This is a genomic window from Streptomyces niphimycinicus, assembly GCF_018883605.1.
In the GTDB taxonomy this organism is placed as follows: Bacteria; Actinomycetota; Actinomycetes; order Streptomycetales; family Streptomycetaceae; genus Streptomyces; species Streptomyces niphimycinicus.
Window position 1 is genome coordinate 1 of the sequence record NZ_JAHLEM010000298.1, and the last position, 12,271, is coordinate 12,271.

Annotated in this window: 10 protein-coding genes and 1 pseudogene; 5 read left to right on the plus strand and 6 right to left on the minus strand. The window is 71.9% G+C overall.

Features of this window, described 5'->3' with window-relative positions; translation table 11 throughout:
* Positions 1–961, plus strand: a 961-nt coding sequence (locus tag KN815_RS25650; RefSeq protein WP_216344284.1) for a flavin monoamine oxidase family protein, incomplete at its 5' end; no start/stop codon positions are given.
* A 93-nt stretch (positions 962–1,054) separates the two neighbouring features.
* Here KN815_RS25650 and KN815_RS25655 read toward each other — a convergent pair.
* Positions 1,055–1,765, minus strand: a complete 711-nt coding sequence (locus KN815_RS25655; protein WP_253209241.1) for a DUF5995 family protein — start codon at positions 1,763–1,765, stop codon at positions 1,055–1,057.
* An 87-nt stretch (positions 1,766–1,852) separates the two neighbouring features.
* Complete coding sequence (locus tag KN815_RS25660; RefSeq protein ID WP_216344285.1) at positions 1,853–2,737, minus strand: NAD-dependent epimerase/dehydratase family protein; 885 nt, start codon at positions 2,735–2,737, stop codon at positions 1,853–1,855.
* 129 nt (positions 2,738–2,866) lie between these two features.
* Here KN815_RS25660 and KN815_RS25665 point away from each other — a divergent pair, with 129 nt between their 5' ends.
* Complete coding sequence (locus KN815_RS25665) at positions 2,867–3,748, plus strand: helix-turn-helix transcriptional regulator (protein ID WP_216344286.1); 882 nt, start codon at positions 2,867–2,869, stop codon at positions 3,746–3,748.
* 12 nt (positions 3,749–3,760) lie between these two features.
* Here KN815_RS25665 and KN815_RS25670 read toward each other — a convergent pair.
* A pseudogene (locus KN815_RS25670) lies at positions 3,761–3,901 on the minus strand (nitrate reductase); the annotation flags it as partial.
* 119 nt (positions 3,902–4,020) lie between these two features.
* Here KN815_RS25670 and KN815_RS25675 point away from each other — a divergent pair.
* Together KN815_RS25675 and KN815_RS25680 are read left to right on the plus strand one after the other, a co-directional pair.
* Positions 4,021–5,103, plus strand: coding sequence for a protein kinase family protein (locus tag KN815_RS25675; protein ID WP_216344287.1), 1,083 nt, complete (start codon positions 4,021–4,023; stop codon positions 5,101–5,103).
* A gap of 410 nt (positions 5,104–5,513) precedes the next feature.
* The gene (locus tag KN815_RS25680; RefSeq protein WP_216344288.1) at positions 5,514–6,899 is read left to right on the plus strand and encodes a uracil-xanthine permease family protein; all 1,386 of its coding nucleotides are present in this window, start codon (positions 5,514–5,516) and stop codon (positions 6,897–6,899) included.
* Positions 6,900–7,091: 192 nt separating this feature from the next.
* Here the strand turns inward: KN815_RS25680 and KN815_RS25685 are convergent, their stop codons facing one another.
* The 3 genes from KN815_RS25685 to KN815_RS25695 form a co-directional block, all read right to left on the minus strand.
* A complete protein-coding gene (locus tag KN815_RS25685) occupies positions 7,092–8,189 on the minus strand; it encodes an FAD-dependent monooxygenase (RefSeq protein WP_216344289.1) in 1,098 nt (365 codons plus the stop codon).
* Positions 8,190–8,630: 441 nt separating this feature from the next.
* Positions 8,631–9,506, minus strand: coding sequence for an isocitrate lyase/PEP mutase family protein (locus KN815_RS25690; protein ID WP_216344290.1), 876 nt, complete (start codon positions 9,504–9,506; stop codon positions 8,631–8,633).
* 163 nt (positions 9,507–9,669) lie between these two features.
* Complete coding sequence (locus tag KN815_RS25695; RefSeq protein WP_216344291.1) at positions 9,670–10,902, minus strand: MFS transporter; 1,233 nt, start codon at positions 10,900–10,902, stop codon at positions 9,670–9,672.
* Positions 10,903–11,014: 112 nt separating this feature from the next.
* Between KN815_RS25695 and KN815_RS25700 the strand changes: the two genes are divergently transcribed.
* Entirely contained in the window at positions 11,015–12,241 is a 1,227-nt protein-coding gene (locus KN815_RS25700; protein ID WP_216344292.1) for an ROK family transcriptional regulator, read from the plus strand.
* Positions 12,242–12,271: the final 30 nt, after the last annotated feature.

The window sequence follows — 12,271 nt, forward strand, 5'->3', positions numbered from 1 at the left end:
CATCCTGGAGATCCTGCGGGTCGTCTACACCGAGGCCGACGACCACCACCGCGGCATCGTCGGCGGCAGCCAGCAACTGCCGCTGCGGCTGTGGGAGCGCGAGCCCGAGAAGATCGTCCACTGGTCCCAGGGCACCTCGCTGTCCTCGCTGCACGGCGGTGCGCCCCGCCCGGCCGTGACCCGGCTGCACCGGGCCGCGGGTGACCGCGTCGTGGTGACGGACGCGAGCGGCGACATCCGCTCGTACCAGGCGGTGGTCTTCACCGCGCAGTCCTGGATGCTGCTCTCCAAGATCGACTGCGATGACTCGCTCTTCCCGATCGACCACTGGACGGCGATCGAGCGCACCCACTACATGGAGTCCAGCAAGCTCTTCGTGCCGGTGGACCGGCCGTTCTGGCTGGACAAGGACGAGATCACCGGCCGGGACACGATGAGCATGACGCTCACCGACCGGATGACCCGCGGCACCTATCTGCTGGACGACGGCCCGGACCGGCCCGCCGTCATCTGCCTCTCCTACACCTGGTGCGACGACAGCCTCAAGTGGCTGCCGCTGTCGGCGAACGAGCGGATGGAGGTCATGCTCAAGTCGCTCTCGGAGATCTATCCGAACGTCGACATCCGCAAGCACATCATCGGCAGCCCGGTCACCGTGTCCTGGGAGAACGAGCCGTACTTCATGGGCGCGTTCAAGGCCAATCTGCCCGGCCACTACCGCTACCAGCGCCGGTTGTTCACCCACTTCATGCAGGACCGGCTGCCCGCCGACAAGCGCGGCATCTTCCTCGCGGGCGACGACATCTCCTGGACGGCGGGCTGGGCCGAGGGCGCCATCCAGACCGCGCTCAACGCCGTATGGGGCGTGATGCACCGCTTCGGCGGCGCCACCGACCCGAAGAACCCGGGGCCGGGCGATCTGTACGACGAGATCGCGCCCGTCGAACTCCCCGAGGACTGAGCCGATCCCAGGACTGTGCCGCCGACGGCAGGTCGTGAGGCCGTCGGCGGGCCGTTACGTCGTCGGTGAGCCGTCAGGCCGTCGGCGGGCCGCCTACGCCGCCGGCAGAGGAGTGAGCAGAAAGCGCCCGACCAGGCCCACGGTCGTATCGACGCGCTCCGCGAACTCCTCCGCCAGCTCCGGTACCCCGCGCAGCCCCCACAGCGCGCGGAACGCCGCCCACGCGGCGTCCCGCGCCTTCTCCAGGCTCCAGGAGCCCACGAGATGGGTGAGCGGATCGGCCACGTCCAGCAGGTCGGGGCCGGGCATCAGCTCCTCCCGGATCCGCTCCTCCAGCCCCGTGAGCAGCGCGCCGATCCGGTCGAAGTCGCCCTCCAGGGCGTCCGGTTCGAGATCCCGGGCCCGGCAGGTGTCCAGCAGCGCGAGCGCCAGGTCATGGCCGATATGGGCGTTGATCCCGGCGAGCGCGAACTGCACCGGGCGGACCGCCGGATGGCCCCGCAACTGGAACAGCGGCCGCCAGCAGGCGGGCGGCCGCCCGCCCGTGGCCACCGCGTCGACCGCCGCCAGATAGCGCCCGGCGAACCGCACGTCCAGCTCCTCGGTGGCGGACGGGTCGTGGAAGTACCCGTCCGCGAGCCGGCGGCCGACCTCCTCGGTGACCGACAGATACACCCCGTTGAAGACCGCCACCCCGTCTCCCGGCGGCAGCCCCGCGCCGAGCGCGCTCATGCGCGCCACGACGCTTCTCACGGTGCGCGGCGCGGGCCGCGCGGGCGTGGGCATGGGCGTGGGCATCGTCATGGACGCCAGGGTGGCAGGCCGGACGGGCGCGGTCCCGCCGTACACCGCCGCTTCCCCTGGACGGTCTAACGCCCCGTCAACCGCGTATCACAGCGCCCCCGCGTCGCGTGCCGTCCACATCGACGGATACAGCGGCCGCCAGCCCAGTTCGTCGCGGAGCCGGAGGTTGGACGTGATCCCGAACCAGGGGTCCTCGTCGGTCCGCTCGGTCATGCCCCCGGGCAGCGGAGCGCCCATGATCTGGTAGAGCTCGACCGTGGTCGCCGGGGCGTCGTCCACGATGTTGTACTTGCGGCCCGACACCGAGCCGCCGGCCGTGCCGCCCGGGGCGCGCAGCAGCCGCAGCAGCGCCGATGTCGCGTCCGCGTGGTGGACCATGGCGAGCCGCTGGTTCCCGGCCCATGCCGCCGCGTGCGACAGGATGTTCGTCAGATGCGGGTCGCCGTCCCCGTAGACGAAGGCCAGGCTGCCGATCCGCAGATCAAGGCCGTGCTCGCGGTGCAGCGCCAGCAGTTCCCGCTCCGCCTCGGCCTTGGACTGGGGGTACGCGCCCCACAGCAGACCGCCGGGCCTGCTCTCGTCGTCCTCCGTGAGCGGCCGCCCGCGCGGGACGCCGTACACCAGATTGGTGCTGACCTGGAGGAACCGGCTCGTCCCGGCCTCGACCGCGGCCCGCCCGAGCGCGATGGCCGCGTCCCGGTTGACCGCCCACGCCTCCTCGTCCGGCACCCCGCGGAAGGCCGCCGCGATGTTGACCACGGCGTGCACCCCCTCCATGGCCCTCCGCAGATCCTTCTCCTCGCGCAGATCGCCCACCGTGAGCCGGGCGCCCTGGGCCGCGAAGGGCGCACCGCGCTCCTCGTCGCGCACCAGCACCCGTACCTCGGTACCGGCCGCGGGCCGCTCCAGCAGCCGCTTGGTGAACCGCCGTCCCACCTGGCCGGTCGCACCCGTCACCAGAATCAAGGGCATCAGCATCCGCCTTTCGTCTCGTTCGCTCGGCCTCAGCCTGCGGCGGCATCGGCGGGGCCGGGAGAGACCTCCTCATCCAGGGATCGGCAGACCCTGGATACGCGGCGCGGGCCCGGCGACCATGGGAGCGTGCATCGATCGGAACTCGCGGACTTCCTGCGCCGCTGCCGCGCCCGTCTCGGCCCCGCCGAGGTGGGCCTGACGGCCGGTCCCCGGCGCCGTACGCCCGGACTGCGCCGGGAGGAGGTGGCCCAGCTCGCGGGCATGTCGCCGGACTACTACACCCGGCTGGAACAGGCCCGCGGCCCGCGCCCGTCCCGCCAGATGCTGACCGCGCTGGCCCGGGCGCTGCGGCTCACCGACGACGAACGCGACTATCTCTTCCACCTGGTGGGGGAGGAGCCGCCGCGCGACCGCAGCACCTCGGAGCATGTGCGGCCCGGTCTGCTCAGGGTGCTGGACCGGCTGTACGACACCCCGGCCCAGGTGATCACCGACTGGGGCGAGGTGCTGGCGCAGAACGCGATGGCGGCGGCGCTGGTCGGCGACATCATGGCGCGGCCGCTCGGCGACCGCAATATCCTCCGGAGCTTCTTCACCCGGCCCGACGCCGCCTCCGGCGCCCCCGGGATCTTCCCGGGCGAGGAGATCGAGAAGCACGCCCGGCTGCATGTGGCCAACCTCCGCGCCGTGCTCGCGGCCCGCCCCGACGACCCGGGCCCGGCGGCCCTGGTGGGCGAACTGCTGTCGGTGAGCGCGGAGTTCGCGGCGCTGTGGGAGGCCCATGAGGTGGCCGTACGGCACTCCTCGGTCAAGCGGTTCGTCCACCCGGTGGTGGGCGTGATGGAGCTGGACTGCGAGGTCCTGCTGAGTTCGGAACACGCCCAGCGGCTGATCGTCCACACCGCCCGCCCCGGCAGCGAGTCCGCCGAGCGGCTCGAACTGCTCCGGGTGGTGGGCCTTCAGGACCTCGCCCCGCGGGGAGGACAGGATCTCGCCCCGCGGGGGTAGGTCCGCCGGCGGTCAGGCCGGGCGGTCGTCGTCGTATCCGCTGGTGCCCGCGTCCAGCAGGGGCTCCTGCGGCTTCAGATGGGCCGGGGCCAGGGCGCGCAGGACGTGGTAGCCGAGCAGCACCACGATCGTGCCGAGGGCGATCCCGCCCAGCACCCCGCCCGGCACCGCCGCCACTTCGAGCACCCGCTCCTTCGACAGTCCCGGCGGATAGGGTCGACCACGTCCGCGAGCACGCCGAAGCCCTGGCTCTTGGCACCGAGGAGTCGTCGATGCACCACCCGGACCCGCGGTATGCCGCGCGGCTCGCCACGTATGGGACCGTGGCCACGCGCCTGTCCCTGCTGAGCGACCGTCGGCTCGGCGAGGTCGTGGCCGCCGCGGCCCCGCGCGGATCCGGCATCGGCGGCAGGTCGGCGGAGCTGGACATCGACGGCATGCGGGTGTTCGTCAAGAGGATCCCCCTGACGGACACCGAGTTGCGGCCGGAGAACACGCGGTCGACGGCGAACCTCTTCGGACTGCCGATGTTCTACCAGTACGGGGTGGGCTCAGCGGGGTTCGGGGCCTGGCGGGAGCTGGCCGTGCACGTCATGACCACCAACTGGGTCCTCGGGAACGAGTACGAGGGCTTTCCGCTGATGTACCACTGGCGCATCCTGCCCGACTCCCCTCCCGAAGGGGTCGCCGACGAGTTCGGGGGCATTGACGGGGCGGTCGTGCGCTGGGAGGGATCATCGGCCGTGCGTGGGCGGCTGGAGGCTATCGGCCGGTCTTCGTCCAGCCTGGTCCTCTTCTTGGAACACGTCCCGCAGACACTCGCCGACTGGCTGCACGACTACCGGACCGCCGCGCCGGAGGTCAGCGAGGGCTCGCCGTACCCATGGGTGGAGGAGGCCCTTTCGCGAGGGACTGCCTTCATGAGCTCGCACGGACTCGTCCACTTCGATGCCCACTTCGCCAATGTCCTGACCGACGGTCGGCTGCTCTACTTCGCGGACTTCGGACTCGCCCTGAGCTCCGGCTTCGAACTGTCAGCGGCCGAGGCGGAGTTCCTCTCCGGCCATCTTTCGTATGACCGCTGCCATACTGCGAGTCATCTACTCCGCCACCATCTGCCCGATGGCCTGCGCGGCGATATGGAATACGAGGCGTTCCTGCGCGCGTGGGACGCAGGCCACCGGCCCGATGGCGTCCCACGCGAGATCGCCGCGATCATCGACCGGCATTCCCGAGCTGCCGTGATCTTCGGCGGGTTCGCCCGCCGTCTGCTCACCGAGAGCAAGCGGACGCCATTTCCGACCGCCGAGATCGAGCGGGCCTGGCGCACCACTGCGGTCGCGGCGACCCACTGAGGCCGGACTACGGCAGAAGATCGCCGTCAGGACGTCCCGGGATGGGTGGTGTGCCGGGGGCCGAGGGCGGCGCCGCAGTTTCGAGGTTCTCGCTCTGGGCGGCTATCCAGGGTCCAGGGCCTGCCTCAGGGTCTGGACCTCGTCGCGGTGCCGCTGCTTGAGCTCGGCGAGCTGGGCGGTGAGGCTGCGTAGCTGCGTCGGGGCCGGTATGCCCTGTGCTGAGCGAGACTCTGTCGCCTGCTGGTCAGCCCGCCGGCCTGATTCGACGGTCCAGTGCCCAGTGCTGACGGGTGCCGGGCGGAGCGCCACTCGCTATGCGTCGACTGGCTCGGTTTGTCTCGATGGGTGTGTTCGGCTATTAATCGCTTCGGCTCCGCGGCGCGCGGGCTATAGGAAAGCGGAGAGTGATCATGGCGGGCGTCGGGTGGAAGCTGCACGGCGATGGCAAGCACCTGCGGCCCGGCGAGGTCGTCAGGCCCGATGAGCGTCTGTCCTGGGGGCGCACCGTTGGCTTGGGTGCCCAGCACGTCGTTTCGATGATCGGCGCATGTTTCGTTGCCCCGGTCCTCATGGGCCTGGACCCGAGCCTGGCACTGATGGCGTCGGGGGCGGCGACGGCGCTGTTCCTGCTGATGACCCGTGGACGCATCCCCAGCTACCTGGGATCGTCGCTGTCCTTCGTGGGCGTGTCCGCGGTCATCGCGAGCCAGGGCGGGGATGCCGGCACCCTGACGGGCGCCCTGCTGGTGGTCGGCGCGTGTCTGGCCGGGTGCGGCATCGCCATTCATGTACTGGGCGCCCGGGCGATCCATGCGGTGCTGCCGCCTGCGGTGACCGGCGCGGTGGTCATGCTCATCGGCTTCAACCTGGCCCCGGTGACAGCTTCCACGTACTGGCCCCAGGACCAGTGGACGGCGCTGGCCACCATGTTGTTCACCGGCCTTGCCTTGGTAGTGCTGCGCGGCTTCTGGGCGCGCATCGCGATCTTCCTGGGACTGGTCTTCGGGTACAGCCTGTCCTGGATCCTCGACAAAACCGTGGGCAGGATTCATTCGGCGGACGGGTCGGGCAAGATCACCGATCACTGGCGGATCGACTTCTCCGGGGTCTCCAAGGCCGACTGGATCGGCGTGCCCACCTTCCACGCCCCGAATTTCTCCGTCTCGGCGATCCTGGTCGCACTGCCCGTCCTGGTGGCGCTCATCGCCGAGAACGCGGGGCACGTCAAGGCGGTCGGTGAGATGACGGGGGATCCGCTGGATGACCAGATGGGCCGGGCCATTGTCGCGGACGGCGCGGCGACCATGCTGTCCACCGCGGTCGGGGGACCCGCGACGACCACGTATGCGGAGAACATCGGCGTGATGGCCGCGACCCGCGTCTACTCCACCGCCGCGTACTGGGCCGCCGCAGGCTTTGCGCTGCTGTTCGGGCTGTGCCCGAAGTTCGGAGCTGTCGTCGCGGCCATCCCCGGCGGGGTCCTCGGCGGGATCACGGTGATCCTTTACGGGATGATCGGGCTGCTCGGCGCGCAGATCTGGGTTCGCAACAAGGTCGACTTCTCCCAGCCCCTCAACCTGGTGCCGACCGCAGCCGGCGTCATCATCGGCATCGGTGGCATCTCGTTGAAGTTCACCGACAACTTCGAACTGTCCGGCATCGCGCTGGGCACCCTCATAGTCCTGACCGGCTACCACGCCCTGCGCTGGCTCTCGAAGGCCGCCGGAACCCAGCAGCCTCCCCTGCTGGACGGCGGCACCACCGACTACGACAAGGGCGTCAGCAGCGCCCGATAAGAGCACTTGATGCAGGGCGGCGACGTGGTGGAGTTCCGCTTCAACGTTTAGTCACCGCCCTGGCGTGGATGGGGCCATCTGGCAAATGCGTGGCCGTCGGCGAAGTCGGCCGGCCCTGCTCACCAGCACGCTTCGACACCCCCGAGCACAGCCATGACCTCGGCTGCCGCGGATGACGGTCCTGGGCCGGGATCAGGTAGTGGGTGTGGTGGTGATCATCCAGTGAGTGAAGGCGGCATAGCGCTCGGCGGACTCGGCGGCCCCGTTGGCGTGCTCGACCGCGGCGGAGTGCTCGCGCACCTGCTCGAACCGGACTCGGCGGGCGCTCTCGTAGCGGGCGAGGGAGGCGGCTGTGGCGGATCCGCTCGCCAGTTCGGCGCGCAGCACTCCGGCGTCCTCAATGCCCAGGGTGCCGCCCGCCGCGATGTGCGGGGACAGGCCATGCGCGGCGTCCCCGATCAGCGCGACCCGGTCCGTGGTCCAGCGCCGCAGCTCAGGGACAAGCATGATCTGATTCTCCAGGATGGACTCCTCCGGCGTCGCGGCGATCATCTCCAGAAGCTCGTCGTGCCAGCCGGACTCGGCCACGTTGCGGGCCCGCCGCAGCGCCCGATCCCTCTTGCTGCCGACTAGTTCACCGGCGTCGAACTGGGCGACCCACCACATGGTCCGGCCCTGCGTGACTCGCGTGTAGCCGCCTCGGGTCCGCGCGGGGCCGATCGTGACAAACGTGCCCTCCGGCCGCTCGTCCCCGGAGGGCAGCACGGCCCGCCAGGCGTAGTTGCCGGCATGCTTGACCGCCGTGCTGCCGGGCTCCAGGGCGGCGCGCACGTCGGAGTACACACCGTCCGCTCCGATCAGCAGATCCGCCCGCAGCGGCGCACCGTCGGCGAGGTGCACTTCCACGTGTGTGTCGTATTCGGTGAAGCCGGTGACGTGTGTTCCCAGGCGGATCCGGTCCCTGCCGAAGGTGTCGGCGAGGAGGTTGTTCAGGTCCGGCCTCGGCACCATCAGGAGCTGGTGGACGGCCGGGTCGTAGCCGGCCGCGCGCATCGGGTGTCCGGCGGCGTCGAAGAACCATGCGTCGACGGTCTTGCCCATGCGCCGGACGTCGTCGCCGACGCCGAGGGTGTCCAACTCCCGCAGCGCGTTGGGCCACAGGGCGATGCCGGCCCCGGCGGCCCGCACCTGCGGCGCGTGTTCCAGCACGATGACCTCATGCCCGATCAGCCGCAGCGAGGCCGCGGTGGTGAGCCCGACCAGACCCGCTCCCACGATCACAGTGCGCATCGTTCCTCCCCTTGCCGTCCGGTGTGGTGGTGAGAACAGCCGACGACGGGAGACGGCCAACCGGGCGCCGGACCGTCGGACTCGGCGAGCTCACCCCGCTTCACGCAGGCAACCATAACTCTAACGGTTAGTATTTAATAACAGATTCATTTTCTGATCTGTTAGTGCCAGGGTCGGCGGCTGCGAGGTGACGTTGGAGTGTCAGGTCTCCCGGTGCTCGTTCAGAACCGTGCCAGGCCCTCGCCGCTGGTGTCGGCGATGACTGGCTGGGACTGGGCGGGGCGGCCGTCCAGGCGGTCAGAACCGGCAGCGGCGGCCACGGCAGGGGCTCCGCCCATCACCGTGCAGGGTCCAGCGCACGCCGAGGCCCATGACTGCTCCACTTCATCGCTACGGGGAATTCGCAGCAATGTTGGTTGGCCGAAAATATGAGGCTTGCAGCTATGTGGGGGTGACCTCGGTGACGCCCTGGGCGAATTCCTCGGCCAGTGACTGTGCCTCGGCGTAGGAGGGCAGGTCGGCGGGCTGATGGGCGGGGGCGGGGGCGTCGGGGTGGGCGATCGTCCAGGCCAGTTCGACGGCGCGGTCCAGGGCGGCCCGGAAGAGCAGCGAACCGCAACTGATCCGCCGCACGCCCAGCTCCGCGAGCCGCTCGTAGGTGTGGCGGCCGGGGGTGAAGAGGATGTTCAGCGGGGTCTCGCCGAGGTCGTCGGCCAGTGCGCCGATGTCGTACTCATCGGTGAGCGCGGGCACGAAGATCCCGTCCGCGCCCGCTCGCACATACGCCTCGATGCGCTCGGCGGTGGCGGACAGCGAGGGCGGGGTGCCGCCCCCGATCGCGGCGAGCCAGTGGGTGTCGGTCCGCGCGTTCACGAACAGCCGGGGCACCCGCTCCTTGACGGCCGCGAGCACCGCGCACTGGTGGGCCAGGGGCGTGAGGGTGCCGTCGGGGCGGCCGTCCTCGATGTTCACGCCGACCACCCCGGCCCGGTCCAGCTCGGCCGCGAGCGCCGCGACCTCCTCGGGCCGCTCGCCGAACCCGCCCTCGATGTCGACGCTCACCAGCGCCGGGAGCCGGGCGATGCCGCGCGCGAGGGCGAGGTTCACTTCGCGGGCGGCACCCGTCGCGTCCGGCAGCCCGGCCGCCGCGGCCACGCCGAGGCTGGTGGTGCCGATGGCGGGGAAGCCGCGCCGGACGAGGGCGGCGGCGGAGGCGTGGTCCCAGGCGTTGGGCAGCAGCAGGGGGCGCTCGCCGTGGTGGAGCCGGTGGAAGGCGGTGTGGCGGTCGGGCGCCGGGGCGCCGCTCAGGTCGCTCATGTCACCGACCGTAGAGCCGGATCACTTCGGCGCTCACCGAACAGTGGCGCCGCCCGGGACCGGCGCGCCTGCCCTCCCCTCCGGTCAGGGAAGCGAGGCCCGGGACGCGGACGGGTCGGGCTGCGGGGCGGGGTCCGTGGCATCGTCTCCGTCGGGGTCCCCATCAGGGAAGGGAGGCCCGGGACGCGGACGGGTCAGGGTCCACGGCGGGGCCCGTGGCGTCCGTCCCCGCCGGGGTCCGCAGCACTCCCGCCCCCGCCACCAGCCCCAGCGTCAACGTCGTGACCAGGCAGAACGAGATCGTCAGCGAGGTCAGGTCCGCGATCGAGCCCATCGCCGCCGGAGCGATCAGCCCCGAGGTGTACGTGATCGTGGCGACGCCCGCGATGGCCTGGCTGGGGGCCGGGCCGCTGCGCCCGGCGGCGGCGAAGGCCAGGGGCACCACGACCGCGATGCCCAGGCCGATGAGGCCGAATCCGGCGATGGCGAGGCCGGCGCCGGGGGCGGTGACCACGAGGATGCCGCCGACGGTGGCGAGGAGGCCGCCGGTCCGTACGGTCCGCACCGGCCCGAAGCGGCCCACCACCGCGTCCCCGATGAGCCGGGCACCGGCCATCGTGCAGGAGAAGGCGGTGGTGCAGGCGGCGGCGACACCGGGGGAGGAGTCCATGACATCGCGCAGATAGACCGCCGACCAGTCCAGGCTCGCCCCCTCGGCGAAGACCGCGCAGAATCCCACCGCGCCGATGATCAGCGCGGAGCGGGGCGGGAGGGCGAACCGGGGCGGCGGGTGCTCCTCGGGGGCGCTGCGCAGGTCGAGCACCCAGTGGCAGGCCACCGCGCCGAGCACCGTGAGGACCCCGGCGGCGATGCCGAGGTGGAGCCGGGCGTCGGCCTCGGCGTGCGCGGCGATCGTGCCCGCCGCCGAGCCGGTGAGCGCTCCCGCGCTCCACATGCCGTGCAGCCCGGACATGATGGAGCGGCCGAGGCGGTTCTCGACCTCCACACCGAGGGCGTTCATGGCGACGTCGGACGTCCCGGCCGTCGCGCCGAAGACGAACAGCACCCCGCACAGCCAGACCAGCCCTGGCGCCAGCGGGGGCATCACCAGCCAGGCGGTCCACAGGGCGAGCAGGCCGCGCAGCGCCGCGCGGGCGCCGAAGCGATGGCTGATCCGCCCGGCCAGGGGCATCGCGACCGAGGCGCCGATGGCGGGAAAGGCGAGCGCGAGGCCGAGTTGACCGGCGCTGAGGTCCAGCCGCTCCTGGATCCAGGGGATACGGGTGGCGAAGTTGCCGGTCACCGCGCCGTGCACGGCGAACACCGCGGCCACGGCGATCCGCGCCCGCCGTACGGGGCGCATCTCGGACGCCCCCGCTTCCTTGAGCCTGCTCATGCTTGTCGCACCCTCCCCGTAGCGCCGGCCCGTGCCGTGGTCCACGGGAAACTATCAGGAAGGGTCCCTGATAGATAGGGCTTTTCCCGTGGCCTTCTGGAAGGATCCCGGCATGACGTCGACGAGCGTGTCCGTGGCGGGCCGCACCGCCTCACCGAGTACGGCGCGGGCCATCAACGACCGCCTCGCCCTGCATCTGCTCAAGGACGAGGGGCCGTTGACCGCGGGGCAGCTCAAGTCGCTGACCGGGCTGTCCCGTCCCACCATCGCGGACCTGGTCGAGCGGCTGCGGCAGACCGGGCTGGTGGCGGTCGTGGGGGAGTCGGGCGCGGAGCGCCGGGGGCCCAACGCGCGGGTGTACGGGATCGTCGCCGACAGCGCGCATGTGGCCGGGGTCGACGTCCGTACGGACAGCGTGGCCGTATGCGTGGCCGATCTGCTGGGCCGGACCAAGGCGGAGGAGTCGCTTCCGGTGGCCCCGGACGGGGATCCGGCGGGTACCGTGGCCGCCGCGGTGGCCCTGGTGGAGCGGGCCGCCGAGCGGGCCGGGGCGGCGCGGCTGCACCACATCGGCATCGGGGTGCCCGGTCTCATCGACCCCGCCACCGGAGAGCTCAACTCCACCGGCGGACTGCCCTCCTGGCACCGCGAGCTGGCCACCGCGCTCCACGCCGACCTCGCGGCACCGGTGCTGCTGGAGAACGAGGTCAATCTGGCGGCCGTCGCCGAACAGCGGATGGGCACGGCGCGGGACCGCGACACCTTCGTCCTGCTGTGGCTCGGCCACGGCATCGGCGCGGCCGTGGTGCTCGACCGGGTGCTGCGGCGCGGGGCGTCCGGCGGCACCGGGGAGATCGGCTTTCTGCCGGTCCCGGGCACCTCGGGGCTGCCCTCCGCCACCGGCTGCGACGGCGGGTTCCACTCCCTGGTGAGCAGCGGCGCGGTCTGCGAACTCGCCCAGGAGTACGGCCTGGAGACCGCGGCGGGCGGCGAACGCGGTGCGGGGACGGAGGGCTCCGGCGCGGCCGAGGCGGCGATCCGCGCGGCCCTCGACGCGGGGGAGCGCGGCGAGGCGTTCCTGGACGCGCTGGCTGCCCGTATCGCGCTGGGCGTCGCGGCGATCTGCGCGGTGCTCGACCCGGGGTGCGCGGTGCTCGGCGGTGAGGTCGGCCGGGCCGGGGGCGATGGGCTCGCCCGGCGCGTGGAGGACCATGTCGCCCGGCTGTCGCCGCTGCGGACGCGGGTGCGCGCGGGTGTCGTCGGCGGCGGCGGGGTGCTGCGGGGCGCGGTGCTGACGGCGCTGGACGCGGCGCAGAACGAGCTGTTCGGCGCGCCGTAGCCCCTGCCCCGTGGATCCTGCGGCGGCAGC

Coding starts and splice junctions, on each gene's coding strand:
- KN815_RS25675 (WP_216344287.1), top strand. CDS start 4,021: ATGCACCACCCGGACCCGCGGTATGCCGCGCGGCTCGCCACGTATGGG.
- KN815_RS25655 (WP_253209241.1), bottom strand. CDS start 1,765: ATGACGATGCCCACGCCCATGCCCACGCCCGCGCGGCCCGCGCCGCGC.
- KN815_RS25680 (WP_216344288.1), top strand. CDS start 5,514: ATGGCGGGCGTCGGGTGGAAGCTGCACGGCGATGGCAAGCACCTGCGG.
- KN815_RS25660 (WP_216344285.1), bottom strand. CDS start 2,737: ATGCCCTTGATTCTGGTGACGGGTGCGACCGGCCAGGTGGGACGGCGG.
- KN815_RS25695 (WP_216344291.1), bottom strand. CDS start 10,902: ATGAGCAGGCTCAAGGAAGCGGGGGCGTCCGAGATGCGCCCCGTACGG.
- KN815_RS25690 (WP_216344290.1), bottom strand. CDS start 9,506: ATGAGCGACCTGAGCGGCGCCCCGGCGCCCGACCGCCACACCGCCTTC.
- KN815_RS25700 (WP_216344292.1), top strand. CDS start 11,015: ATGACGTCGACGAGCGTGTCCGTGGCGGGCCGCACCGCCTCACCGAGT.
- KN815_RS25685 (WP_216344289.1), bottom strand. CDS start 8,189: ATGCGCACTGTGATCGTGGGAGCGGGTCTGGTCGGGCTCACCACCGCG.